Annotated in this window: 21 protein-coding genes; 9 read left to right on the forward strand and 12 right to left on the reverse strand. The window is 41.2% G+C overall.

The features are described from left to right. The coding region (rho, locus tag B4F91_RS06785; RefSeq protein ID WP_286937122.1) for a transcription termination factor Rho at nucleotides 1-533 on the forward strand (533 nt) is incomplete at its 5' end. A 223-nt stretch (nucleotides 534-756) separates the two neighbouring features. Here rho and B4F91_RS06790 read toward each other — a convergent pair. Next, entirely contained in the window at nucleotides 757-3,570 is a 2,814-nt protein-coding gene (locus B4F91_RS06790; protein ID WP_286937124.1) for a tetratricopeptide repeat-containing hybrid sensor histidine kinase/response regulator, read from the reverse strand. Between the two features lie 75 nt (nucleotides 3,571-3,645). Here B4F91_RS06790 and B4F91_RS06795 point away from each other — a divergent pair, with 75 nt between their 5' ends. After that, nucleotides 3,646-4,209: a DNA-J related domain-containing protein gene (locus B4F91_RS06795; protein WP_286937125.1), complete on the forward strand. Its 564-nt coding sequence runs from the start codon at nucleotides 3,646-3,648 to the stop codon at nucleotides 4,207-4,209. Here the strand turns inward: B4F91_RS06795 and dbpA are convergent, their stop codons facing one another. After that, nucleotides 4,210-5,598 carry an ATP-dependent RNA helicase DbpA gene (gene dbpA / locus B4F91_RS06800; RefSeq protein WP_054983733.1) on the reverse strand — a complete coding sequence of 463 codons (1,389 nt, stop codon included), beginning with the start codon at nucleotides 5,596-5,598 and terminating at the stop codon, nucleotides 4,210-4,212. A 206-nt stretch (nucleotides 5,599-5,804) separates the two neighbouring features. Here dbpA and B4F91_RS06805 point away from each other — a divergent pair, with 206 nt between their 5' ends. From B4F91_RS06805 to B4F91_RS06815, 3 genes are all read left to right on the forward strand, one after another. After that, a complete protein-coding gene (locus tag B4F91_RS06805) occupies nucleotides 5,805-7,883 on the forward strand; it encodes a TonB-dependent siderophore receptor (protein ID WP_096738906.1) in 2,079 nt (692 codons plus the stop codon). A 151-nt stretch (nucleotides 7,884-8,034) separates the two neighbouring features. Further along, nucleotides 8,035-9,435, forward strand: a complete 1,401-nt coding sequence (locus B4F91_RS06810) for a M20/M25/M40 family metallo-hydrolase (RefSeq protein WP_286937133.1) — start codon at nucleotides 8,035-8,037, stop codon at nucleotides 9,433-9,435. A 93-nt stretch (nucleotides 9,436-9,528) separates the two neighbouring features. Beyond that, the gene (locus tag B4F91_RS06815; RefSeq protein ID WP_288635474.1) at nucleotides 9,529-10,470 is read left to right on the forward strand and encodes a tetratricopeptide repeat protein; all 942 of its coding nucleotides are present in this window, start codon (nucleotides 9,529-9,531) and stop codon (nucleotides 10,468-10,470) included. 49 nt (nucleotides 10,471-10,519) lie between these two features. Here the strand turns inward: B4F91_RS06815 and B4F91_RS06820 are convergent, their stop codons facing one another. After that, nucleotides 10,520-12,478: a S9 family peptidase gene (locus B4F91_RS06820; RefSeq protein WP_138579742.1), complete on the reverse strand. Its 1,959-nt coding sequence runs from the start codon at nucleotides 12,476-12,478 to the stop codon at nucleotides 10,520-10,522. Between the two features lie 115 nt (nucleotides 12,479-12,593). After that, a complete protein-coding gene (locus B4F91_RS06825) occupies nucleotides 12,594-13,505 on the reverse strand; it encodes a DUF808 domain-containing protein (protein WP_024032059.1) in 912 nt (303 codons plus the stop codon). 133 nt (nucleotides 13,506-13,638) lie between these two features. Here B4F91_RS06825 and B4F91_RS06830 point away from each other — a divergent pair, with 133 nt between their 5' ends. From B4F91_RS06830 to B4F91_RS06845, 4 genes are all read left to right on the forward strand, one after another. Further along, nucleotides 13,639-13,932, forward strand: a complete 294-nt coding sequence (locus B4F91_RS06830) for an MliC family protein (RefSeq protein WP_024032060.1) — start codon at nucleotides 13,639-13,641, stop codon at nucleotides 13,930-13,932. Nucleotides 13,933-14,068: 136 nt separating this feature from the next. After that, entirely contained in the window at nucleotides 14,069-15,535 is a 1,467-nt protein-coding gene (gene ubiD / locus B4F91_RS06835; RefSeq protein WP_055255406.1) for a 4-hydroxy-3-polyprenylbenzoate decarboxylase, read from the forward strand. 103 nt (nucleotides 15,536-15,638) lie between these two features. Beyond that, nucleotides 15,639-16,352, forward strand: a complete 714-nt coding sequence (gene fre / locus B4F91_RS06840) for an NAD(P)H-flavin reductase (protein ID WP_004588968.1) — start codon at nucleotides 15,639-15,641, stop codon at nucleotides 16,350-16,352. 162 nt (nucleotides 16,353-16,514) lie between these two features. Beyond that, complete coding sequence (locus B4F91_RS06845) at nucleotides 16,515-16,931, forward strand: CBS domain-containing protein (RefSeq protein WP_004588969.1); 417 nt, start codon at nucleotides 16,515-16,517, stop codon at nucleotides 16,929-16,931. 46 nt (nucleotides 16,932-16,977) lie between these two features. On the opposite strand, the gene add is transcribed toward B4F91_RS06845, so the two are convergent. The 8 genes from add to cyaY all read right to left on the reverse strand — a co-directional run bounded on the left by add (nucleotide 16,978) and on the right by cyaY (nucleotide 26,698). Then, nucleotides 16,978-17,979: an adenosine deaminase gene (gene add / locus B4F91_RS06850; RefSeq protein WP_055019972.1), complete on the reverse strand. Its 1,002-nt coding sequence runs from the start codon at nucleotides 17,977-17,979 to the stop codon at nucleotides 16,978-16,980. A 138-nt stretch (nucleotides 17,980-18,117) separates the two neighbouring features. After that, entirely contained in the window at nucleotides 18,118-20,808 is a 2,691-nt protein-coding gene (locus B4F91_RS06855) for a CHASE domain-containing protein (protein WP_286937139.1), read from the reverse strand. A gap of 46 nt (nucleotides 20,809-20,854) precedes the next feature. Further along, nucleotides 20,855-21,964: a heme biosynthesis HemY N-terminal domain-containing protein gene (locus tag B4F91_RS06860; RefSeq protein ID WP_286937140.1), complete on the reverse strand. Its 1,110-nt coding sequence runs from the start codon at nucleotides 21,962-21,964 to the stop codon at nucleotides 20,855-20,857. Then, nucleotides 21,961-23,790 (reverse strand): uroporphyrinogen-III synthase, encoded by a 1,830-nt coding sequence (locus tag B4F91_RS06865; protein WP_286937142.1) that lies wholly within the window; start codon nucleotides 23,788-23,790, stop codon nucleotides 21,961-21,963. Before B4F91_RS06865 ends, B4F91_RS06860 begins: the two co-directional genes overlap by 4 nt. Beyond that, on the reverse strand, nucleotides 23,791-24,729 hold the full coding sequence (hemC, locus tag B4F91_RS06870; RefSeq protein WP_024032067.1) for a hydroxymethylbilane synthase: 939 nt from the start codon (nucleotides 24,727-24,729) through the stop codon (nucleotides 23,791-23,793). 35 nt (nucleotides 24,730-24,764) lie between these two features. Further along, nucleotides 24,765-25,700 carry a DUF2914 domain-containing protein gene (locus tag B4F91_RS06875; protein WP_096040961.1) on the reverse strand — a complete coding sequence of 312 codons (936 nt, stop codon included), beginning with the start codon at nucleotides 25,698-25,700 and terminating at the stop codon, nucleotides 24,765-24,767. A gap of 21 nt (nucleotides 25,701-25,721) precedes the next feature. Next, the gene (locus B4F91_RS06880) at nucleotides 25,722-26,378 is read right to left on the reverse strand and encodes an alpha/beta hydrolase (RefSeq protein WP_273607492.1); all 657 of its coding nucleotides are present in this window, start codon (nucleotides 26,376-26,378) and stop codon (nucleotides 25,722-25,724) included. After that, a complete protein-coding gene (cyaY, locus tag B4F91_RS06885) occupies nucleotides 26,375-26,698 on the reverse strand; it encodes an iron donor protein CyaY (protein WP_004588977.1) in 324 nt (107 codons plus the stop codon). The genes B4F91_RS06880 and cyaY overlap by 4 nt, the downstream gene beginning before the upstream one ends. Nucleotides 26,699-26,774 lie beyond the last annotated feature (76 nt).

A 26,774-nucleotide genomic window follows, 5' to 3' on the forward strand; every position in this document is an offset into this window, starting at 1 on the left:
CAGAAATGGTTATTGAAAAAGCAAAACGTTTAGTTGAGCACAAAAAAGATGTGGTTATCTTGCTTGATTCAATCACCCGTTTAGCACGTGCTTACAACACCGTGATTCCTTCATCAGGTAAAGTACTTACCGGTGGTGTTGATGCTAACGCATTGCACAAGCCTAAGCGCTTCTTTGGTGCTGCACGTAATGTTGAAGAAGGCGGTAGCTTAACGATTATAGCTACAGCTCTTATCGACACGGGCTCTAAAATGGATGAAGTTATCTACGAAGAGTTTAAAGGTACCGGTAACATGGAACTACACTTAAATCGTAAGATTGCTGAAAAGCGTGTATTCCCTGCCATCGACTTTAACCGCTCTGGTACGCGTCGTGAAGAACTACTTACTAAGCCAGATGAGCTACAAAAGCTGTGGATTTTACGTAAGATTGTTCATGAAATGTCAGAGATTGATGCAATGGAATTCTTAATTGATAAGCTTTCTATGAGCAAAACGAACGATGAATTCTTCGATTCAATGAAACGCCAATAAGCGCGTTTTCGTTACATAAAAAAAGCGCCTAGGGCGCTTTTTTTATGTGTAAACGACTAATACCAATCGGCTTAGATATTTAGCCTTTCTAGCATGCGAAATAAAGCGTCAATGGCGTTATAAATTTCTTATGTAGAGCAACTTCGTGTCAAAATTCATGCCTTCTTACCACTCTATTTATCTGTCGCTATAAATGTCTAATAACCTAACACGATTGGTATAATTAACTCTCGTTATATTTTTTAAGTACCCGCTGTAATTCATCTACAAGCTTTTGAATGTGCTCTTTACTTTGGCTTTGTTTATTGAGTAAAGCCATATCGAGATTTTTAGCGGCCTTGGCAATATCGTCTAACGCAAACATTTGCGCAGCACCTAAAATACGATGGCTGTCTTTTTGTAGTGCCTCTAGGTCATTACTATTATGGTGCTGACTTATGGTTTCGCTTTCAAACGTGAAGCTTTGCTTAAAACTTGTTACTAAGTCGCTCATGTCTATCTTAGCTGTATAGGCTGCCTCTTGTTTTGCTTCACCTAAATGCTGGGCAAGGGTGTTATAAAACGCGTTTTTATCTAATGGCTTACCTAAATACCCTGTAAACCCTAGGGCAAGATAATCATCAACTTCATGGCTCATTGCATTGGCCGTTAAAGCAAAAATAGGCGCTTGAAAGCCGCACTGTTGCAACAACGAAAACGCAGCACGCCCGTCCATAACAGGCATTTGTATATCAAGCAGCACGAGGTCAGGGTATATTTGTAGGCACTTCTCAACCGCTTGCTCACCATTTTCTACCGCAATAACTTCAAGCCCCATTGAACGTAAATAACGACTTATGAGTCTGCGATTGTCGGGATGATCCTCAGCCAAAACTACGCGCCCGGTTAACTGCTTAACCTGTTCAGCGGCGCTTACATGTTCGTACTCATCTAACTCTTTTTCGACCTCTACACAGGGTAAAAACAGCGAAAACTGACTTCCGCGTTTAAACTCACTTTGTACGCTAATGTAGCCGCCCATCATAGAGGCTAACTGTTGAGACAAACTAAGCCCTAACCCGGTGCCACCAAAGCGGCGACTAATACTGTTATCGGCTTGGCTAAAGCATTCAAATATTTGTTTTAGCTGTGATGAATTCATGCCAATACCGGTGTCTTTAACTATAAAAACAAGCCCTTGCTCGGTTTTGTTTAAAGACACAACTACCTGCCCCGCCTGCGTAAACTTAACGGCATTAGCACATAAATTAATGAGTATTTGTTTCACCCGCATTAAATCAAGCTTGGTATAAAACGCATTGCCTACATGATTATCAAAACGGATTTGTAAATGCTTTGCCTTAGCCTGCGTAATAAACATGGCATGTACATCGCTAACTAGCTGCACTATGTCAAAGCACGAAATATTAAGCTCTAATCTGTTTGCTTCTATTTTACTTAAATCGAGTACGTCATTAATTAAACTTTTTAAGTGATCGCTATGTCGTTGAATTATTTTTAATTCGTCTTGTAGGTTTTCAGGCTCGTACAAACCATTAATTAAATCATCTGTTTGGCCTAAAATAGCGGTGAGCGGGGTTCTAATTTCATGGCTAATATTTGCCAAAAACTGGCTTTTAACATCATTTGCTTCTCGTAGCTCTTGGGCAATAGCTTGTAGCTCTGCTGTACGCTGCGCGACTTGTTCTTTTAATAACTGCTTGGCACGCTTTTCGGCGCCTCGACGATAAAGTGCGGTGCCCGTTACAATTACTAAAAATAATAAAACAAAAATAAAAACCGTAAGCTGCGAACGTTGGCTCATTTTTAACTTTTGTACTTTTCGTTCTTGCTTCAGCTTTTGAATTTCTTGATTTAACTGAGTAGCTTTAAATTGATTTTGTAATACAGCTAAGGCGCTGGTAATTGTTTCGCTATTTATACCGCGCTGCTCTGCTACAAACTTTTCGTGCAGAGTTAATGCCTCAGCGTAGTTGCCTTTGCTTGCCTCTAGGAGCGAGCGTGTACCAAAAGCATCGCGCTTTATACGCACACTATTATATTGTGTGGCCAAATCGGTTGCTTTATCTAAGCTTTTTTGCGAATCAGCAAGCTCACCTCTCACAAATTGTATTTTAGCCAGTGCATGTAAGGCGTTGAGCTCTAAACTGTGATTAGCAATTTTAAGGGCATTTTGTACCCCCAATTTAGCTTGCTCGTAGGCAACATCCACGTTATTAAGAATTAAATTGATGTTTGCTAAATTAGTATATTGGGTAGATAACTTATTATAATCATTGGTAGAAATATAATAGCGCAGTGCCATTTGGTAATAATGCAGCGCTAAATCAAATTGCGAACTTTCGTAGTAAGCAACCCCTAAATTATTGTTAACTTGCGCTATACCGCTGGTATCAGCTAATTTTTGATAAACTTTAAGTACTTCTTTATAAAATAAAATGGCGCTTTCGTAACGCGATAACCTAATGTACACCCCTGCTATATTTAGCAAAATATCAGCTTGGTCTTGAGCACTGCCCTTTTTCTCATAAATCTCTTTTGCTTTTAAATAATATTCGAGCGTTAGCTCCATATTATTCATTTCGAAGTACGCTAAACCAATATTACTTAGCAGGTTTGCAAGCTCTACTTGCTTATTGTTTTTTTCAACAATCACCATGGCGCGGCTATATTCAACAATAGCTTGCTGAAAATACCCCTGAAAATAAAACACAACGCCTTGCATTTTAATGGCTCTAAAGTGCATATCTGGTAGGTAGTTTAAGGAGGTGTGCTGTTCTAATTTTTTAAAATACAACAGGGCATTTTCAAAATCATCTGAGGAGAAGGCTAAATCGGCAAGTTCAGAATACACACTGACCTTTTGGGATTCTGTGATATTTTTTGCTTCAAGCAGCGCATTACCGAGCGTGAGTTTTACGTCCCACTGCTGCTCTTTTTTAAATTCATCAAATAAAGATACACTATTTTGAGCAAAGCTTGGCAGTATGAACACACAACATAAAACAAATAAAAGGCACTTCAATTTGCCTTGCATAATATTATTCCTTCAAACTTTAGCTTTAGTCAGTGTAATCTTTATTGAAGATACACAACAAAACGAGTGCAAACAATGCTTAACCCCCTGATTGATGAGATTTTTGAGCTACTTTTAACTCAGCGTGTTTGGAAAGTTCATACCTTAGCTGCAACGCTCGCTCAACAAGGGGTGTTACCACCTTTAGATGCAAACCCTGAGCAAAATTTATTTAAAAAGAATTTTTTAATTATGAATGCTTTATTTGAGCTACAAACACAGCTATTACCCAAGCACTTAATTATATCGTCATTACATATTGAACTTACAGAGCCAAGTAGCAATGTAGCAACGCAGTCCCATTTAAAAAGTTACTATTTAAACTGGGAAAACTACGACACCAGTGCCAAAGACATAGAGGCATTATTAGATAGTTTTTGGCAGCAATTTAACCCACTAATAAAGCAACCAGTTGGGCAAATTGAGCCATTACTTAAGGCTTGGCAACTACCGCCAAACTTTAGCCTGGCTATGCTACAAAAGCGCTGGCGGCAATTGGCATTAAAACATCATCCCGATAAGCAAACTGGGAGTGCATGTAAATTTAGACAAATAAGAGCCGAGTATGAGCAGCTAAAGCTAGCTGCTCAAAACAGGTAATTAACGGGTAAGGCGACGGGCACGAATTTTACGCCCTTTAATATTGCCCTCGGTTAATTTACGTAGCGCAGGTTTTGATGCATTGCGCTCAACGGCTACAAAGGCAACGTTATCGAGTACATTTATTTTACCTACTTGGCGTCCTGCAACACCATCTTTGCCAGTAAGTGCACCTAAAATATCACCAGCGCGCACTTTTTGCTTTTTGCCCGAGTCGATCATTAGGGTAACCATTTCAGGCTTGTAAGGCGGCTTTTCTAATAAACTAAAAGCAGGCATTGGCTCTGGCAAAAAGTCTCGTTCGTAATGGTCGCCTATTTGCGCCACTTTAAACTGCTCAGCCTCACCGTAAATAGAGCATGCAATGCCTTTTTTACCCGCTCGGCCTGTACGCCCTACACGGTGCACATGGGTTTGTGGGTCGTGTGCTAAATGGTAATTTATTACCATGTCCATGTCGTCAATATCTAAGCCACGCGCGGCAACATCGGTAGCAACTAATATTGAGGCACTTTTATTAGCAAAATGAATTAACGTACGTTCGCGATCACGCTGCTCTAAATCACCGTGCAACGCCACTGCGCTAAAGCCTTCACTTGCTAAATCATCACAAACTTGTTGTGTTTCTACCTTGGTATTACAAAAAACAACACAGCTTTGTGGTGTAAATTTAAGTAGCAATAACTTAAGCGTTGAGTAGCGTTGTTTGTTGTTATCCATTTTGTAAAAGTATTGTTTTATAGTGCTTTTTTCTTGCTCTTCTTCTACTTTTATCATCTCTGGATTTTTTAATACGCGCTTTGCAATAGCTTCAATTGCACGCGGAAAGGTTGCACTAAATAACAACGTTTGACGATTTTGCGGTATACACTCAATAATTGCATCAAGGGTATCTTGAAAGCCCATATCAAGCATTTGATCTGCCTCATCAAGTACCAGCGTTTCAACATCGTCTAAACGCAGTGTGCCTTTACGAATATGATCGTCCACTCGCCCAGGTGTACCCACAATAATGTGCGCGCCATGTTCAAGCGAGCCTATTTGTGGGCCAATTGATACACCACCACATAGCGTTAATATTTTAATATTGTGAATACCGCGGGCAAGTTTGCGCATTTCTACCGCCACTTGCTCAGCCAGCTCGCGCGTTGGACAAAGTACAAGCGATTGAATACGAAAACGTTTTACATTTAATTTAGCTAACACACCTAAACTAAAAGCAGCAGTTTTACCTGAACCGGTTTTTGCCTGTGCAATAATGTCTTTACCTTCAAGTACAGGTGGCAGGCTTTGCGCTTGTACAGGCGTCATTTGCGAGTAGCCAAGTGTTGATAAATTATCAACTAAACCAGCAGGTAAAGCCAAAGATGAAAATGCAGTAGAAGTCACAATAAATTCCAAAATAATAAAAACAACACAGGGCTTAGCCCCAAAATATGGCTCTATAATAGCAGAATTCAGGTTAGGCAACCATTAATACCCGATGTGCATTATTTTACGATGCGTTAATCCTTGTTAATAAAAAAGTTGCAAATGATACTAGTTTTCATTAAGATCCTCGAAAAATTTTAACACCCTAACACTGGATGTAATTGATGAAACTAAACTCACTGTACGTAGCACTTGTTGGTGCCATTAGCACAAGCGCCTTTGCCGCCCCTACTGACTTAGAGCGAATTGAAGTTAAAGGTAGTTATTTTAACGACTACAAAGTCGACAACGCCAACGGAGCAATGAGAACATCAGCGTCATTGTTAGAAACAGCGCAATCAGTCACTGTTATTAGCGATACAATCATTAGCGAGCAATTAGCAACGACCCTTGGCGAAGTACTTACTAACGATGCAAGTTTAACTGCCGGCTCTCAACAACGTAACCGTGAAGTATTTAACTTACGCGGCTTTGAACTTAGCTCATCGACAGGCTACTTACGCGACGGACACCAACATTGGTCTCACTACCAGCAACCGATTGAAATTCTACAACAAGTAGAAGTTATTAAAGGTCCATCAAGTATTTTATACGGACAATCAGGCCCAGGTGGCTTGATAAACATGGTGACAAAAAAGCCTACGGCAACTACATTATTTAACGCCAGCGCAGATGTAGACCAACACGGCTCTACCCGCTTTATGCTAGACGCAGCTGGTGCACTTACCGACGCTGAAGATTTACGTGCACGCGGTATTTTAGTAAAACAAGATGTTGATTACTGGCGCGAATACCAAAACGGCGAAAACCGTGAACGCGACCGTTTTTTAGGTGCTGTAATTGTTGATTACGATTTAAGCGACAACGCATTAGTACGTGTACATTACGACCGCACAGACGACGAAGCAGGCCTTGATACAGGTGCATGGATAGATGACAACGCCAATGTGATTGGCGATGACAAAACCATTCGCGATATGTCTTGGGCATTTACCGACATAACAGTAGAAAACTTAGGCGTAGATTTTGAAGTGTACTTAAACGATCACTGGCAAGTTAAGCTTGGTTACAACGAGCAAACATTTGAGCGCCAGCGTTTTGAGTCTGCACCTCGTAAGCCAAGCACATTCGTAGAAGGCGATAGCTATGAGTCACGCCCTTACGACCGTTTTGACGATTGGCAGTTTAAAACCGCATTTATTGATTTTGTTGGCGAATTTAAAACCGGTAGTTTACAACATCAGTTTTTAATTGGTGCAAACTCGCTAGATTACTATTACGGACAACGCCGTACATCAGCAGAGTATTTTGATTTTGCCGCTGGCCAAAACGAGCCAAGCCGCCCAACAGTAAGCTATAAATCAGATGATACTATTAGCGAAACTGAATACGACTACTACGGTATTTACGTTCAAGACTTAATTACTTTCTCGCCACAGTGGCAAGTATCATTAGGTGGCCGTTACGATGAGCAAAATAGAGAAGGCGCAGATAACGAGTCGTTCGTACCAAAAGTAGGTGTGCTTTATCACCCTAACCCTTCTGCGACTATTTATGCTAGCTACTCAGAAGGTTTTGAGCCACAAGGTAGCGATACATTAGTAAGCGAAACTGACATCAACAACGGTATGAAGCTTGATGCTGTTACCTCTGAGCAAAAAGAGATTGGTGTTAAATGGCAACTATTTGATGACCGCCTAATGTTAAGCGGTGCTGTATTTGATATTAGCAAAAAAGGCACCTTAGTAACCGAAGCACTTGAAGTGCCAGTCGGCGAATTTACCTCTGAAACAAACCAAGTAGGCGAGCAACGCCATAAAGGGCTTGAGCTAAGCGCGCAAGGTGCAGCTACCGATCGCTTATTTGTTATGGCATCAACTATGTACTTAGATGCAAATTTTGAGCGTGACGAAGACCTACAAGGTAAACGCCCTACTGATGCTCCTAAATGGTCTGCATCACTTTGGACACGCTATGAGTTAAACGACACCATTGCATTTAATGCCGGTGCATTTTATGAAGGTGAGCGCTTTGCCGATAGTGCAAACACAGTAGTAAAAGATGCTTACACACGAGTAGATGTAGGTGCAACTTACAAACTTAAAGTAAGCAAAACCGATGTAAACCTTCGTTTAAACATTGAAAACCTATTAGACGAAAACTACTTAGGCGGCGGTGGCTTAAACAACGTTACCGTGGGTGAAGGCACAAATGTACGCCTAGCAGCTCAATTTAGCTTTTAAGTTATAAAACTTATACTTATAAAGCCCGCACAATAATAATTGTGCGGGCTTTTTACTGCCTATTAAAAACACCACTGCATTCATCTCATCTATTTTTTAAAGCCTTTAAAAAGTGCTCTAATACACTTAATTATAAAAAGGCTTACTCTATATGAAAAAAATTATTACAGCGCTACTAATGACTAGCAGCCTCAGCGTTAGCGCAAACAATGCAGAATTCACCACAACGCAATTACAACAGGTTGATGAGGTGCGCACCGCTGCACTTAAAAGCCATTTAAGCTACGAGCTACTCGAGTCACTCACAACAGAAGTTGGCCCTCGCTTACCCGGCACTGAAAACGATAAAAAAGCAGTAGCATGGGCTAAAGCAAAATTTAACGAACTTGGTTTTGATAAAGTATGGCTTGAAGAAGCAACATTTCCAAAATGGCGCCGTTATAGCGAAAGCGGAAAAATACTCACCCCAAGTGAGCAACCTCTGCATTTAACTGCGCTGGGTAATAGTGTAAGCACACCCGATGATGGCATTAGTGCACCGGTTGTGTTGTTTGAAACATTGGATGAGCTAATTGCAGCACCAGCAAATAGCTTAGAAGGTAAAATTGCCTATATTAATTACCGCATGAACCGCGACATAGACGGCAACGGTTACGGCCCCGCAGTAAAAGCACGTGCCACAGGCGCAATTGAAGCTGCAAAAAAAGGCGCGGTTGCTTACATGATGCGCTCAGTGAGCACAGCTCACCATCGCTTTGCTCACACTGGTGGTAGTTACTATAAAGAAGGGGTTAAAAAAATACCTAACGTAACTATTGCCAACCCTGATGCGGATCAAATAGCGCGCTTAGTGGCCTTAAACAAAAAGGTAACGGTTAATATAAATGTACAAACACAAAGCCTAGGAGAAGGCACAAGCTATAACGTTATAGGCCAATTTAATGGCACCGAAAACCCAGAACAATATGTGTTAATTGGTGGCCACCTAGACTCGTGGGATTTAGGCACTGGCGCATTAGATGATGGTGCAGGTGTTGCGCTAACAATGGCTGCGGCTAAACACATTAGCGATGTTAAACGCCCTAAGCGCAGTATTCGTGTTGTACTGTTTGCAGCAGAAGAGCTTGGACTTTGGGGTGCAAAAGCTTACTTTGCACAACACAAAAGTGACTTACACAATATAGTTGCAGCTGCTGAGTCGGACTTTGGCGCCGATGTAGTATATGGTTTTGAGTCAAATGTTAATGCGGCTTCTCTGCCAGTAGTGCGTGCCATAGCAAAAGAGTTGGCTGCGTTAAACATTGAGTACATTGGTAAAAACCAGGCTAACGGCGGGCCTGATTTAATCCCATTAAAAAAAGCGGTGTCGGCACCTATATTTGAGTTGGCCCAAGATGGCACTGATTACTTTGATTACCATCACACAGCTGATGACACACTCGATAAAGTAACGCCTGCTAAACTGCGCCAAAATACCGCTGCGTATGCTGTATTTGCGTTAATGGCAGCAGATGCCAAAACAACAATTCAACCGAAAGCGCTGACTAACTAATAACTGACATACTTACTTACAGTTTGTCGCTTTGATAAACGCACTCCTTGTTTTACCTTTATATAAATTAAATAAAACAAGGAGTGTGCGGGCATGTTGCTTTTCAATACGAGTCAGTCGTTTCCTCATTTTGCACAAACACAGTGCTGCCCTAACTGCCATAGCCACGCCTATCATCTAATAAACCAAAGTCGTTTTTTACGCTTTACGGTTATTCCTGTTCTACCTCTAGCGCTAAACTATAAATACGAATGCTATCAATGCGGCCATAATGCGCCTGTAAAATTAAAGCAGTTACCGATGTTTGAAATTTTCACTCTACCTAAATACTTTATAGGGGTATTTTTAGCGTTATGGGTGGGGCTATTTTTTTACCAACAACACGCTGTAGCGCAAGCGCAAAAGCAAAGCTACTTAACTAACCCTAAAGCCTACGATACGTATTTAGTACACGCTGATAAATTTACTCATGAGCCCTGGACACTCACCAACTTAAAAGTTGCGCAAGTTTTAAGTTTTGACGAGCAGTTTATTACGTTTCAAGTAAGTAACTACAGCTATAAGCGCAACAAAGGCATTACTACTGCAATGCGTACCAGCTTATTGGTACAAACAGGTTACTTCTCAGATGACAAAATTACTTTGCCTCGTAGCGAAGTAAAAAGACTATACAACGACGGGGTGATTTACGACGTACTGCGCCCTTCGGCAAACAGTTTATATGGTGGTTTTGTAATGTTTCCGCCAAAACCAAAACCGCTATATAAAGGCTTAAAGCTCGACAAAAATAACCAACAGGGCATTACGTATTTTAAAAACGGACAGTATAGCGATGCGCTTGAGAGTTTTACTCTAGCCGCAAATGCCGGCTCGCAATGGGGGCAGCTCAATCTTGCGCAAATGTACCGAGATGGACAAGGCGTAACTCAAAATGTACAAACAGCAAAACATTGGTATGAGCAGGCAATAGCGCAAGGTAATAGCAAAGCGAAAATAGAATTAGAGGAAATGTGCAATAAAGCAAACTGCAAATAAAAAATGGCCAGTTTAACTGGCCATTTTCAATCTTCATTCATACTTATAATTAGAAAGTCATATGCTCATCTAAAAAGTTAAGTACTTGCTTGTAGTAGCGCGTTCTGTGCTCTGCTTTATAAAAGCCATGCCCTTCATCTTCAAGTAACTCGTATATGTAAGGATGGTTTTCTTTTTTTAGCGCTGCAACTAAAGACTCAGCTTGCTCAATTGGTGCTCTTTCATCCTGCCCACCATGTACAATTAAAACTGGCGCTTTAAGCTTGTCTATGTTGTAGCTAGGTGAAAAACGCTTTAACAGTGCCTCATCAGTACCAAGCGCGCTTTTAAGATAGCGCTGTCCACGGTCACGTTCAGAGATATCGCCTTCTTCAAACATTAGCGGTAAATCGTACACCCCAACTACACCAATAGCACACTGAAACATATCAGGTTCTAAAATTGCACTTTGTAGTGCCGAATAGCCGCCAAAACTAGCGCCCATTATACAAATATTATCTTTATTTACAGTACCTTGCTCTATTAAGTATTTTACACCGTCAATAATGTCGTATTGTATTTCAGCACCCCATTTTTTATGTCCGGCATGTTCAAAGTTGCGACCAAAGCCACCAGAGCCTCTAAAGTTAACTTTTAGTACTGCAATGCCTCTACTGGCTAATAGCTGAGCTTCGCTCTCATAGCCCCACCAATCTCTTGGTCCATGAGGCCCACCGTGAGGCATAACAACTAAAGGTAAGTTTTTCTCATCAGTATTATTAGGGATGGTTAAATATCCGTATATTGTTAAGCCATCACGCGCTTTATAATTTACAGGTTTGGTTATAGCCATTTCACTTGGCTTGATCCAGCTTTTAGTCGCAAACAAAAAGCGTAAGCTATTCTTTTTGGCATCGAACAAGTAGTAGCTGCCAGGGTTAGTATCGCTTGACGCAAAGATAATACTCTTCTCACCATCTTCAGTACTACTAACAAGCTGAACTTGCTGCCCTTGAAGGGATTGTATTAATGCCTTTAAGCGCTCACTTTTATGTGAATTATTTATAAAGGAATAGGCAGGATAGCCAAGCTCATTTTCAATTGCGAATAATTCTTTAGAAACTTCATCTACCCACACTTTTTTTGGAGAGACCTGTGGTTCTTTATGCAAAAGCTCAAACTTTTTACTCTCTAAATTTAGTTTATAAAGCCCCTTTGCTTCGCCATTTTCTGACGCTGTAACATAAACAGAAGCACCGGTACTATCAAACGCATGGAGGCTAATATCAGTGTATTTTAACTCTCCTAAATCAAGCTGTTGCCATTCACCACCTGACTTCTCACGGGTATAAATTTTTTGATTAATATAATCATCGTTTGAAACAGCAACACGCACATTACCATCATGATCTGTTAAAAAGCCTGCCATTTTTGATGGTGAGCGAGCGACTCTTTTTCGCTTTCCGCTGTAAATATCAACTTCATAAACTATTGTATGCGGCTCATTTGAAGCGCTCCATGGGTAGGTTAGGATCAGCATTTTACGCCTATCATGAATAAGCGGGTCTAGTACATAAGAAGTACCAAGTATGGGTGTCGCTTTTTTTATACGGGTTCCTGTTTGCATTTCACCTTGGTAACCCACTAAATATTTGCCTCGGCTACCATCAGCATTTACACCAAAAAGCTCACCATGAAATTCGGGATGATCTTTCCAGCCTTTAATGTACTCTTTAGCCAGTACAATTCTTTCATTGTTAACCCAATAATAATTACCAACCTGGGCATCATTAGGAAACCTAATTGCATGACTTACTTTAAATGTATCAGTGCTTAGCACCATTAATACATTTTTTCCTTCAGGGCGAGTAATTACAGCTAAGTATTTTCCATCAGGTGAAATTTTCACACCTGCAAACTCTATATCTTTACTAAAGCTTTCTATCGGTACCAAGTCGTTACTTGCTGTAGTATGAGAGCTAAAAATACTAGCCAGCAATAAAGACAGACAAGCCAAAAACTTATTCATTAAAGTTCCTTTTATTTATTTTTGATTGAGCTTTTATGTTACATACTTTTAACAAAAATATACACCATACTTCTTCCCTTTATGTAAACAGGCGTAAATTAATAGGGTTATAAATCTAATGCTTAGGGTTAGTAAGCTTACTCCAAACTAAATGCAGAATAACAATGCATAGCCCTGCTACTACTCCTAGTAATCCGTCAAATATAAGGGGGGCTAATGTTTCGCCGGTGCCATTTAATAACGACTTGCCTATGGCTATTACTTCTAATTGCCAATGATGTAGTAGCTCAATACCGTGGGATAAAATGCCGCCACCGACTAAAAACATGGCTACTGTGCCGGCAAAGGCTAAAAATTGCATAAGCCTTGGTGCTGCAGCTAATAACCCCTTACCAAGCATCTCTTTAAATTTATTAGCCGACACCTTTGATTGATTAAGCAAATACAAACCCGCGTCATCAAGCTTTACAATACCGGCTACAAGGCCGTATACACCTATGGTCATTAATACGGCTATAACACACAGTACAAGCGCCTGATTTACAAGTGTGGCACCTGCAACCGTTCCTAAGGTGATCACTATAATTTCGGCTGAGAGAATAAAGTCGGTGCGTATGGCTCCTTTTACTTTTTGCTTTTCATACTCAGCTGGGTCTAATTGTTGCGACTCATCAGCCTCTTTTTCGGGGTGAGGTAAAAACCCAGCAAATACTTTCTCAGCGCCTTCAAAACATAAAAATAAGCCACCGATTATTAGCAGCGGGGTTATTAACCAAGGCAGCCATACACTTATGAGCAATGCACCAGGCACCAAAATGGCTTTATTTAAAAATGAGCCCTTTGCCACAGCCCAAACTACGGGTAATTCGCGGTCGGCTGTAACCCCTGTAACTTGCTGAGCATTAAGAGCTAAGTCGTCACCAAGTACACCGGCTGTTTTTTTAGTAGCGACTTTACTCATTGTGGCAATGTCATCAAGTAAGGTGGTTATATCATCAAGTAATGTTAAAAGGTTAATGCCTGCCATGTTGCTTCCTAGCTAAAAAATAATGCTATCAACATAGCGTAATCCGTAATTTTCACCAACGGTTAATTTTGCTTTGTTATGCTGATTAAACGCACTGATTTTTATCAATGGCAAACTTACTTAGGGGATATAAATGAAAGCATTGGTGGTTATTTTTACAAGCATGCTGGTTTTATCAGCCTGTAGTAATGAGTCTAAAAGTACCCACTACTTATGCAACGAGCGCGTAGTAGAATTAGCCCACCAAGGAGCGGGGGCAACACTTACTTTAAATGAGCAAACATATACACTTAATAAAGAGCCGAGCGCATCAGGGGTAAAGTATATTAATGAGCGAGTGCTATTTTGGTCTAAAGCCGATGAAGCCATGCTGATTGTTTCAGGTAATAAATACCACTGCCAACTTCAACAAGCCGACGCCTTATAATTTTGCCGTTCGAGATTTAAACTTTTTCTTTTTTCTCATCGTAATAAATAGCCTGTTTTTACGCTAAACAACTGCACATGCATTTGTTGTTTAGTTGGGTATAATACTTTCACTTTTTGCTTAGTAGCGGCCTACCATGAAATATAAAGATTTACGTGATTTTATCGATTTGCTTGAAAAAAAAGGCGAACTTAAACGTATTACTCAAGAAATCGACCCGTATCTTGAAATGACCGAAATAGCCGACCGTACATTACGTGCTAAAGGCCCCGCATTATTGTTCGAAAACCCAAAAGGTCACAGTATGCCTGTGCTTGCAAACTTATTTGGTACTCCTAAGCGCGTTGCTATGGGCATGGGCCAAGAAGATGTAAGCGAGCTGCGTGAAGTTGGCAAGCTACTCGCTTTTTTAAAAGAGCCCGAGCCACCAAAAGGGATTAAAGAAGCACTAGGGCAAATTCCGGTATTTAAACAAGTACTCAATATGCCGGCTAAAGAAGTTAAAAAAGCACCGTGCCAACAGGTTGTTCTAGAAGGTGACGAGGTAGATTTAGCTAAGTTACCAATACAGCACTGCTGGCCTGGAGATGCCGCCCCCCTGATTACTTGGGGTTTAACTGTTACCAAAGGGCCTTATAAAAAGCGCCAAAATTTGGGTATTTACCGCCAGCAGCTATTAGGTAAAAATAAAATAATTATGCGTTGGTTATCGCATCGCGGTGGCGCACTCGATTTTCAAGAATGGTGTAAAGAAAACCCTGGCGAACCGTACCCGGTTTCGGTTGCATTAGGAGCAGATCCTGCCACTATTTTAGGTGCGGTGACACCTGTGCCAGACACGTTAAGCGAATATGCCTTTGCTGGCTTACTGCGCGGTAGTAAAACCGAAGTGGTTAAGTCTATTTCAAATGACTTACAGGTCCCTGCCAGTGCCGAAATAGTACTTGAAGGCTACATTATGCCTGGCGAAATGGCTCCCGAGGGGCCATATGGCGATCACACTGGTTATTACAATGAAGTTGATGATTTTCCTGTGATGACAGTGACCCATTTAACACACCGTAAAAACCCAATTTACCACAGTACATTTACCGGCCGTCCACCTGATGAGCCAGCTATTTTAGGTGTGGCATTAAACGAAGTGTTTGTGCCTATATTGCAAAAGCAGTTTCCAGAAATCGTCGACTTTTATTTGCCACCCGAAGGCTGCTCTTACCGTATGGCCGTGGTAACCATGAAAAAACAATACCCAGGCCATGCTAAGCGCGTAATGATGGGCGTATGGTCGTTTTTACGTCAGTTTATGTACACTAAGTTTGTTATTGTTTGCGATGATGATGTAAATGCCCGTGACTGGAACGATGTTATTTGGGCCATCACTACCCGTATGGACCCTGCGCGCGACACTACATTAATTGAAAACACGCCAATAGATTACCTCGATTTTGCATCGCCGGTATCTGGGCTTGGCTCAAAAATGGGCATGGATGCAACAAATAAGTGGCCAGGTGAAACCGACCGCGAATGGGGCGAGCCAATTGTCATGGATAAAGCGACAAAAGATCGTGTTGACGAAATTTGGCAAAGCCTCGATATACTTTAAGCACGCTTAGTGAATATAAACAGGCTATAAAATAACCCCGCAGATATGTTAATATTGCTCCACTTAACTGCATATCTGCGTAAACGCTGCTAAAAGGTAAAAAATGCAAACATTAAAAGCTGAAGTTGTTGCCATCAGCCCACTTACAGAATTTGTTCATAAAGTAATTTTAAAGCCTCAACAACCTGTTACGTTTGAAGCTGGCCAATACATGCAACTTGTACTTGGCGAAAAAGACAAGCGCGCATTTTCGATTGCAAGTCGTCCATCGCAATGTGATGAAATAGAGCTTCATATTGGCGCATCTAAAGCCGATTCATACGCAATGCAATCGCTTGAGCATTTGCGTAATGCGCATCAAAATAATACACCGGTAGATATAGAAGCTGGCCTTGGTGTATCGCAACTACGTCTACAATGCGAGCGCCCTATTATTTTATTGGCTGGCGGCACTGGTTTTTCTTATGCAAAATCAATGGCTGATCACTTAGCTGAAATTAACTGCGACCGCCCGGTACTATTTTACTGGGGTGTTAAAGAAGAGTCTGCATTGTATGCTCACAGCGAAATGCAAGCATGGGCAGAGAGTAACGAGCACTTTAAATTTATTCCTGTTGTAGAAAACCCATCTGCTAATTGGCAAGGCCACACTGGGTTTGTACACAAAGCAGTCATGCAAGATATTGTGTCGTTAGAACCTTACGACATTTATATGGCTGGTCGCTTTGACATGATAGGCATTGTCCGTGATGACTTTATTGCTCACGGCGCTGTTCGCGAAAACATGTACGCCGATGCATTTGCGTTTATAAAATAAATTTTTATTTATAATACAAAGGCGCCCCACGGCGCCTTTGTTATTTCTATCAAATTAAAGCTATTAATTGGTATAACCTATTGCTTTAATCAGTATAAACAATTTCCTAAATTCCTATCTATAAACCATACTTTGTATAGAACATCAGCGGGAGAGACCCAAATGTTAAATACAAAAGTAAAAGATTTTATGCAACGTAAGTTGCCACACATTACCCCAAATACCGAAATGACCACCGCCATTAGTGAGCTGCAAAAGTTTAACTTATTAGGTGCACCAGTATTTGATGACAATAAATCGCTGGTTGGTTTTATATCTGAGCAAGAGCTGTTAAAACCATTAATGCGAAGCAGCTATTTTTGCGATGGCGTTGTAAAAGTTTCGCAGCTTATGCAAACCGAGGTTGTAACCGTTAATGCCGATACCAACATTATCGAGCTTGCAGAGCAAATGAAAACAGGAAAGCCAAAAAACTACCCCGTTGTTGAGGGTGATACCGTGATAGGGCTGATTGGTCGAAGCGATGTATTAAAAGCACTGTTTGATAATTACGTGAGCTGCCAAACAAAAGTAAGCTAACATAAAAAATGCCGCTAATAAGCGGCATTTTTTGTATTAAGCGTATTTAACGTGCCGCAGCAAGCGCAGTTAATGCGTTTTTATCGCTGTCGCTTAAAAATGCAATCTCTAAGGCATTAGCTTGTGCCTTATGCATATCGGCTTGTGTTAAACCCGCCTTTGGCGCAGCCACTAGGTATTCATGCTCAATTTCAATGCCCTCTACAGCCGGATCGTCGGTATTTATACACGCTAAAATACCGTGATCTAAAAACTGCTTAAGGGGGTGTTTAGCTAAATCGTTTACGGTACTGGTTTGAATATTACTGGTTAAGCACGACTCAATACCAATGCGGTTATCGCGCAGGTAGTCCATTAGTTTAGGGTCTTCAATTGCTTTTACCCCATGGCCTATACGGCTTGCACCTAATTCATTAATGGCTTGCCAAATACTCGCTGCGCCCAGCGCTTCACCGGCATGAATGGTAGCGGCCAGGTAAGCGTCTCTTACTTGCTTAAATTGTTCGACAAAAAGCTCTCCCGGAAAACCAATTTCATCTCCGGCTAAATCAATCGCCACTAAATCATTTTTAAAGGCAAGTAATGCGTCAAGCTCCTGCTGACAAGTTTTAACACCGTAAGTACGCGACATAATACCAATTAAGTTTGCTTTAATATTTGCGCCTTGAGTAGCCGATTTAATACCATCGACCACGGCCTCAACCACCCCTTGCGGGTGTAAGCCTTGGCTTTGTGCCATATAATACGGACTAAAGCGAAGCTCTACATAATCAAGTCCCTGCGCTTGAGCATCTTCTATGTTTTCAACTGCAATGCGTCTACAGGCGTCGTAGTCGCCCAGTACCGTTACCCCCCAGTCGAGCTTTTGTAAAAAAGCCATTAAATCAGGCTCAGGATCAATAACTTGCACATGAGGGATAAGCGCCTCTACGTTATCAGCAGGTAGCGTAATATTAAACTGTCGACCAAGCTCTAGTATGGTTTGCGCACGTACATTGCCATCTAAATGACGATGAATATCTAGCAGAGGTAATTTTTTATTTATCATAATAGCGACTCGGTTAGGTTAAAATTGCGCGCATGATACGCAGGTACAGTTATTTTTCAAGTGTAGAGCAGTTAAAGTAAATATTAGCGGTCATATGTCTGCTTTTTACTCAAAAAGTGAACAAAATTAGGTTTTTGTTCACTTATTTTGATGAGCTAAGTGATGCCAGAGTGTTTTGAATAAGGTATTTGCTTCAATGGGTTTAGTAATATAATTATCCATACCGCTGGCAACTGCTTTTTTAACATCGTCATCGTGGGCATTAGCAGATAAGCCAATAATAGGTAGGTCAAACAAACCAAGTTCATTTCGAATAACTCGCGTGGCTTCAAGGCCATCCATTTTTGGCATTTGTATATCCATAAGCACAATGTCGTAGGTATGCTCTGTCAGCTTTTCAATCGCTTCAAAACCATCATTAGCAATATCAGCAACGCACCCTTTGGTTTTTAAAATAGCGCTCGCGACGTGCTGATTTAATGGGTTATCTTCAACAAGCAATAATTTATAATCTGCAAAAGAAAGCGTACTAACATCTATCTCATCATATTGTTGCTTTATTTGCTCAGCCTTTGGTAGCGGCGAATAAATTGGCAGGCTAAAAGTAAACGTAGAACCGTGCCCTTCGTGGCTTATTAAATCAATTTCTCCGCCCATCAACTCTACAAGCTTTTTGCATATACTTAAACCTAAGCCCGTGCCGCCATATTGACGCGAGGTAGAGCTATCTGCTTGTGCAAACGGTTTAAAGAGCTGTTTTTGTGCCTCTTTACTAATACCAATACCGGTATCGTTAACGCTAAAGTAAGTCATTTTTTTAGATTGCCACACTTTAAGCGTGATGCTGCCTTTGGCTGTAAACTTAATGGCATTATTGATTAGGTTTAGCAAAACTTGTTTTAAGCGTATTGGGTCGGTGTTGATAACCAAGTTACTTGATTTATCGTAATCAAGCATAAATTCTAGCGACTTTGCTTCTATATCAAACTGCAGTAAATTGGCCACTTCTTCACTGAGTGTGCCTACATCAATTGGCTCTTGAATTAAATCAAGTTTGCCTGCTTCCATTTTAGAAAAATCGAGCACATCATTTAATACTCTTAGCAATACGCCCAGTGCCCCATCCGCTTGTTCAATATAACTGCGAGCTTGCTGCCAATCGTTTTGCTGTAGGGCTAAATAATGCAGCCCTTTAATACCATTAATAGGCGTGCGAACTTCGTGGCTCATATTTGCTAAAAACTGGCTTTTTATTTCATTGGCTTCATCGGCCTTTTGCTTTTCTAAGCGTAAAATTTTTGTTTGTTTTGCTACCTGCTCACGTATACGAATATTGGTACCCGTTACCGATATTAAAAAGGTAATAAGCAGCCAAACAAATAACATGCCGGCTATTTGCGCAAGCCAGTAAACTAACCATGACTCTCGTTGCAGTGGCTGATGCAGCTCCACCTGCCACACCCGCTTACCTACCAATAACTTATAGTCTTTTAACGGCAATAGTTGTTGATGATCGGCAATAAAAATAGGCTGTGCATTATTCTCTGTTGTGGTGTCTGTAAAGCTCACTGCAACGCCGTTGTTTTGATCAAATAACACCGCGTTTGATAGTCTTTCTAAACTAACAACGGCTACCACAAAACCTTTAAAATCGTCTTCGGTAATATTGTTGCCAAACACCGGATGAAAAAACAACACGCCGCGCTCAGCTTCGTTTTGTACTAAATTTATTGGCTCACTGATCACCAACTCATTTAACACTTTTGCTTTTATTAATGCAGATCGCCTTACCTCATTTGAGGCAAGATCAAAGCCAATTACGTCTTCATTTCCCGACAAAGGATGTGCGTATTGTACGGGGTAGTAAAAATCTCGTGGGGGTGCGGCCTGCCAACTGCCATCTTTTGCTCTTTCTTTTAAGCTATATTTAGCCAGCTCTGTGTTGTTATTAGCCTCTATATACTGAGCTAGGTTTTCACTTGGTAAGTAGGGCACCCACTCAAATGCTAAAATTTCTTCGCTGTAACTAAGCTGCTTAGAAGTAAACTGCTTAAATTCAGTAAAGCTCACATCGTCACTACTAGAAAAAAAGGTCGCCAGTAAGGCGAGGTGTGCTGTTATTTCGTTAATTTTATTGTTGATAGCATCTTGAGTGGCTAATATTTTCAGCTCTTCTTTTTGAATGTTTTTTTCTTTTTTTACACTGGCCGCGCCATAAAAGCTAATACTTATAACCATATAAATTAACAGTGAGGGCAGTATAACTTGTAGGCGATAATTTACCTGTGAATAGTTAAATGCCGCTAGCATAAGCGGAGTAAAAACAAGCACTCCAATACTATCGCCTATCCACCACGCTATAAACGTATCCCAACCGGCTTGAGACACAATAACGCCATTAAAAATTAATAAGCTGGTGCCTACACCTGCAGCTATAACACAGCACAATGGGCCGGCAACAACGAGGCTTTGAATACAGTGCTTTAAAGAAGATAAGTCGAGTGGTGCTTTAATCACTTTAGTGACCAATTGGCTACCTACCCATGCTTGTAAAGTAGCAGCAAAGGTAACAGCCGCAGCATGCATAAATACACTTAACTGAAATATCGCTGAGGCACTTTCTAAATGAATGAGGTTAGTAAAAAAAGCCCCTAAAACAATACCTAGTAAGCTCTTTCTGCCCCAAATTAAAAAGCCAGCAAGCGCAATTCCCGAAGGCGGCCACACAGCCACTGCGTAGCCATCTATCGCTAATAGTAAATTACTAAAATATCCGGTAAAAAAGTAAGCGCACGCTAAACTTACAGTGACAATGAAAAAGTGTTTCAACCCAATGCTCCCGAATATCAAAGCTGCAAAAGTATAAGTGTAGCCTTTATTGATACAAAACGAGTGCTTTATCGGCTTGTGCGGTATTTTTATAGCTAAGCGCTGCTTGCTGAGCAAATTGCTTTTTGTTTTCGATATTCAAGGCTTTATCAAAAACCTTTGCGGCTAACTCATAATCGCCTTGAGCATTAGCTAAACACGCAAGCGAGAGTAATAATGCGTTGTTTGCATCATCTTTTTTCAGGCGCTCTTGAATACTACTTTGAAGCTTTACAGCCTCTGCCGAGGTGGCGTTACTTAATATATTAGCCAGCTGAGCATGTTGCTCGTCGTGCTTCACCATTTTAATTAAGTCACTTTCAATCGCACTTAACTGACCCACTTTAGCCATTTGCATTAAGTAAGCTGTATTAGCATGAGCTTGTAGCTTTTTAGGAAGTTGTTTATATTTTTCAGTGATTTTATCGCTAGCTTGTGCATTAAAATAGGCATTAAACAGCTGTGTCCACTGCGCATCGTTGAGGACTTTTTTACGAAGTAAACGCGGTAAAAAGTCTTCAAGTGCACTAAAGTGCTGTTGCTGTACAAGTATTTCGGCGTATAGCTTAAGCTCAAGTGCTGTCGCTTTTTTTGAATCGCTGTTAGCACGCATTTGCGATTCTATTGCGCTGCTATCGCCACTGGCTATCCAAAGTTTAGCAACGTTAAGTTGCTGCTCTGGGCTAATTTCAAATAAACGCTCTAGTGCTTTGTCGGTTTGGTTATTAGCAAGCGCTGCTTTTGCTAATAGCGCTAAGCGTATATCTTCAAACTTACTGGGTACACTATTACCTGATAACGTTTGCTCTACAAGCTCGTAATCATCGTTTATCGCACTCCATAAGGCTTGCTCTATAGCTGCTTGCTTTCGCTCTTCGCTACGCGCAAAAAATCCATGTTTAGTGTTATGATAAATCGACAATAAATAGCGCACTAATTTGTAAGTTAAAAACAAAATTGTTGCACTAATTACCGCCATAATACAAAACGATACAATCGTGCCTTCAATCGTGGTGTTGTTAAACGAGATCAGCACATAGCCTTTTTCATCCAGTACAAATGGCGTAATCGCTAAAACTAAAACAATCGCAACAATTAATACTATAAGCCCTATCATTGCGCCCACTCCTTAACCTGCTGTGTACTTTGTAGGTTTACTTCAGGGTTAAAGTTTAATGGCTCTTTTTCTAGGCTAGTTAGTGCATTTATAACCACTTTTGTCGCCTCGTCATCTTGTTTAAAGTACTCATTAACAAGACGCTTTGCCTCACTTATGGCACTAAAATAAATGCTCGCTTGTTTGCTCATTAATGCATCTTGAGCTTGCGTCACATTTAATTTAATACGTTGATTAATTAAGTGGCGCTCCTGATCGGTTAGCAGTGGCTCTATAGCAACCCCTTCGTGCTGACGAATAGTAATAAAGCTATCCACTAGCTTATTCCAGCTATTACTTAGGTTTTGCTGCCAATCGCTTACATCTTCACTCAAGGCATTTTTTTCAATTTCTGTTGCTTCTTGCGGTATGTTAACGGCATTAAATGCAAGGTTATCTATGTTTGATAACACGCTATTAAGCTTTAAGTAAATGGCTTCTGTTGGGATAGGTTTTAAGCTATCTAGTGTTTGAATGTCTTGTGTTATTGCTTGGCGAACTGCAACAGTACCTGGGTGTTCACTCAATAAGGCATCTAAGCGTTTAAGTACAGCGCTGGCACCTTGGTAATCTTTTTCAGCCCACAGTTTAAACTCAGCCATACGTTGTAAGCTGGTTACTTCTTGCGGGTTTAGTAAAGCGCCTTGCTGCTGAGCTTGTTGCAATGCTGCTTTTAATTGTTGCTGGTTACTCTCTGCACTTTCATTAAGCGCAGCTGCCACTTTTTGCTCACTATTGAACAATGCTTGCTGAAGATTAGATTGCGCAGACTTGAGCGCCTGTAACTCTTGTGACAATAACGCGTTTTCTTCTTTTAGTTCATTAACAGCTACATTTTGGGCTTTACCTGCATTGAGTTTTTGGTAAAACTCATACCCCACACCGCACGCTACAGTAAGCGAGATGATCAGCGCAAGGACTGCCACTTTACTTATTTTTTGCTTATTATTCGTCACACTTGGTGCTTTTTCAGCTGCTTTTTTATCTGAAGACATTGTTGGCTTTGCTGAGGTTTTATTATCTGCCGTTACTGGCTTTGACTGTTCGCTCATCTTGCTACCTTGCTGTTTTATGCAGGAAAACATAGCGGTATCGCTTGCCCCTGCGGCAATGTGTATATTAGCCGAGCTTACCTGTTGCTGTTGTAAATAAGCGGCTATACGCTCGCTAGCAACATAAAATCGGCACTGTTGTAACCACTGTAACTGTTGTTCAGTCAGGTTATTAAATATTGCATCAACTGCTGCATTACTGGTTATGACTATACCTTGTACTTTCAGGCTTTGCCAGTGGTCTGTCCAGTTGGTTTTTTCAGCGCTTATTGGCTCGCGCTTGTATACCACACAGTTATTTAAAAATGCCCCACGCGCCTTTAAGGTTTTGGCAATATCAGGGCGCCCCGCTTGGCCTTTTACTAATACAATATTGCTACCATCAACCTCAGCTAACGAGTTTAGCGCCAATAACCCTTCAGAATCATGCAGTTTAGGCACTGCTGCGCGCACGCCAAATAACGCATAAATAGTATCTGCAGTTTGCTGCCCTACTGCGTAAAATTGCGCTTTGGTATTTATTGTTGGCTTTAATTGCGCAAGGGCAGTAACGGCATCTTGAGAGATAAAAATAATTTTATCGGCATTAATTAGCGGGCTTAGCTCGGTAGTAGAAGGCGTAAGGTAGGATATTTTTAAAACAGGAAATAATGACGCCTGATAACCCGCTTGCTCAAGTTGCTGAGCAAGGGCTGCGCCTTTTCCTTCGGGCCGAGTTATCAGGATATGTGTCATTTATGCGTCTCTATATACTTCTGCTAATATTTTGTCGGCGCCTTGCGCTAATAACTTTTTAGCTAGCTGCACACCGATAGCTTCTGCATCATTTATATGACCGGTTACTTCGTCATGTAAAATTTCACTACCATCTACTGCGCCCACTAGGCCACGTAAATGCACTTGCTCGCCATCAACTAATGCGTAGGCACCAATTGGTACTTGGCAGCCACCTTCTAAATGACGATTCATAGCACGCTCTGCATTTACACGAATACGTGTTTGAGTATGCTCAAGCGGGGCCAGTAAGGCTTTTGTTACTTCATCGTCAATACGACATTCAATGCCGACAGCACCTTGTCCGTTAGCAGGTAGAGATACCTCAGGCTCAATATAATCAGCAATACGCTCGTCCATTTTTAAACGTAGCAGTCCGGCTGCGGCTAAAATAATCGCATCGTACTGGCCATCATCTAGCTTAGCTAAACGGGTATTAACATTACCACGTAAGTCTTTAATGACTAAATCAGGGCGCAAAGCTCTAATTTGGCACTGACGACGAAGGCTAGAAGTGCCTACTACAGCGCCTTTTGGTAATTCGCTTAAATTGGCAAAGTTATTTGATACAAACGCGTCGCGCGGGTCTTCACGCTCACAAATTGTGTGCAGTGCTAAGCCTTCTGGAAATTCTACGGGTACATCTTTCATTGAATGCACTGCTATATCCGCGCGGCCATCTAACATTGCTTGCTCAAGCTCTTTAACAAACAAGCCTTTACCACCAATTTTAGCAAGCGGTGTATCTAAAATAATATCCCCTTGAGTAGACATAGGGACTAATTCTACGCGTACATCAGCATGAAAATGCTCAAGCTGTGCTTTTACAAATTCAGCCTGCCAAAGCGCTAAAGCACTTTTACGGGTTGCAATGCGTACTAACTTTGTTTTTTCTGTCATAGGGGTATCCAAATAGTTACAGCTAATAGCCAAGCTTAATTAGCTAAAATTCTAAATTCTTTTTGAGCAATTAAATTACCTTGCTCATCAACAACATCTACACGCCAATGGCCTGTTTGTGTATTCATAATATTTTTGGTTGAGTACGTTCTGTAGCGCGGCGAGGTAACATTAAGCGAAATCTCAGCTAGGGTTTCACCCTCATAAGACCATACATGCTTTACTTGTTGGCCTTGTAGGTTTTTAAGCTCACTAAAAAACGAAAGTGCCTCTTCAAACTGATTTAAGCGGATATCTGCAGCAAATACATTAGTGGGCTCGCGCTTACTTACTTTGCGAGTAAGCACTGCACGGCTAATTTTACCTGTATCAATTTGTGCGCCTAACGCAACACTGGCAATGTGCGCATTAGATGAAAAACCTTCACTGCTAGTTAGCGAGCCGTCGTCGTTTTCAATATCTGGAAGCTGTTCATTGGGTGATGCGCTTAACTGCGTGCTAGTAAGCGGCTGATTAGCGATAGGCTCAGCGAGTTCGGTATCTGATTGCTCAATAACAGAAACTTGATTGCTTTGAACGTTAGCAATAGGCTCTATATTCGTTTGCTCATTATTGCTTTGCGCTAACGAAGTATTATTAACGCTTTCACCTTCAAGCACCGCTGGCGCAACATCTGCTATAACATTTGTAAGCTCATTTGGGCGCGCTTGCTCGTCATTTACACTCACCAAGGGCTCAACATTATCTGCGGTGCTGTCACTTAAAGGTGAATACGGCGATTGCTCATTAGGTTGCTCGCCCTGCTCGGCATTTACCGAGCTAGTTAAGCCATACACAACCGCTGCCGAGGTCATTGCTACCAACATAGAAACACTCGCAATACGACGCCAATGCCACTCGTAGCTTACATTAGGTACACTATTTTGTGGTTCGCGTTTTACATTTGCTTTAATAACTATTTTTTGACTCATATTGACCTCAGCGGCTCCAAATTAGCTTAAACGGGCAATTAACCATTGGCGAATAGCTTGCAGTTCTTCTGCGCAAACCTGATGAGCCATAGGGTATTCTTGCCAGCTTACATCCATGTTATGTGCTGTTAATACTTCAAACGCACTTCTACCCGCGCTATGCGGCACTACATTATCTTGGCTACCATGAGCCATAAATACATTTAAATCAGTATGCTTTGCTTCTTGCGCTAGCTTTTCAGGCACGCACATATAAGTAGACAGCGCCATAACACCTGCAAGTTTGTGCTCAAATCGCGGCGCTAAATGTAAAGACACCACGCCCCCTTGCGAAAAGCCCGCCAAAATAATTTTATTGGCAGGTATACCATTTTCAATTTCTTGATTGATCAGGGCTTGCACTCTTTCGGCTGAATCTCTCACGCCTTGTTCATCGGCACGTTTATCTAATTCTATAGATTTAATGTCGTACCACGAGCGCATTTCCATGCCACCATTTATGGTGACCGGCTGAATAGGCGCATGCGGAAAAATAAATCGTATACCAAGCTCACTAGGTAAGTTAAGTTGCGGTGCAACCGGAGCAAAGCCATCGCCAGAGTCGCCTAAACCATGTAACCAAATAACAGTGGCTTTGTGCTCACCTTGTGCTGGGTATTGTGCAAACTCTAAACTCATAAGCTTGATTGCCACTTAATTTCTTGGCCAGCTTGGCGAGTAGACGCTTGGTTCATAAACTCCCAAAACTCTGCGCCCGAGCGGTTATCAATCCACTGGCCGTCACGCATTTCAAAATGGTGACCATTAAATTTAGTCGCAACCCACACTTGATGCAAAGGCGCTTGTTTGTTAATTACAATTTTACTTTTATCAGGGAAAATTATTTCTAAAATACCCTCTGCCGATTCGTAGTCTAAATCTGCTTCGCAATCATCAACTTGCTCTTCAATTGTGAACATAAGAGCTTCGGCTAATTGGTGATATTCGTGTTCAGTCATTGTAATTTTCCTTTGCAGGCGAGCTGCCTAATATTGGGTACGGTTTATATACAGCTAGTGTAACAGGAATAAAATC

The sequence above is a fragment of the Pseudoalteromonas sp. UBA6610 genome (assembly GCF_002433295.1).
GTDB classification, from domain to species: domain Bacteria; phylum Pseudomonadota; class Gammaproteobacteria; order Enterobacterales; family Alteromonadaceae; genus Pseudoalteromonas; species Pseudoalteromonas atlantica.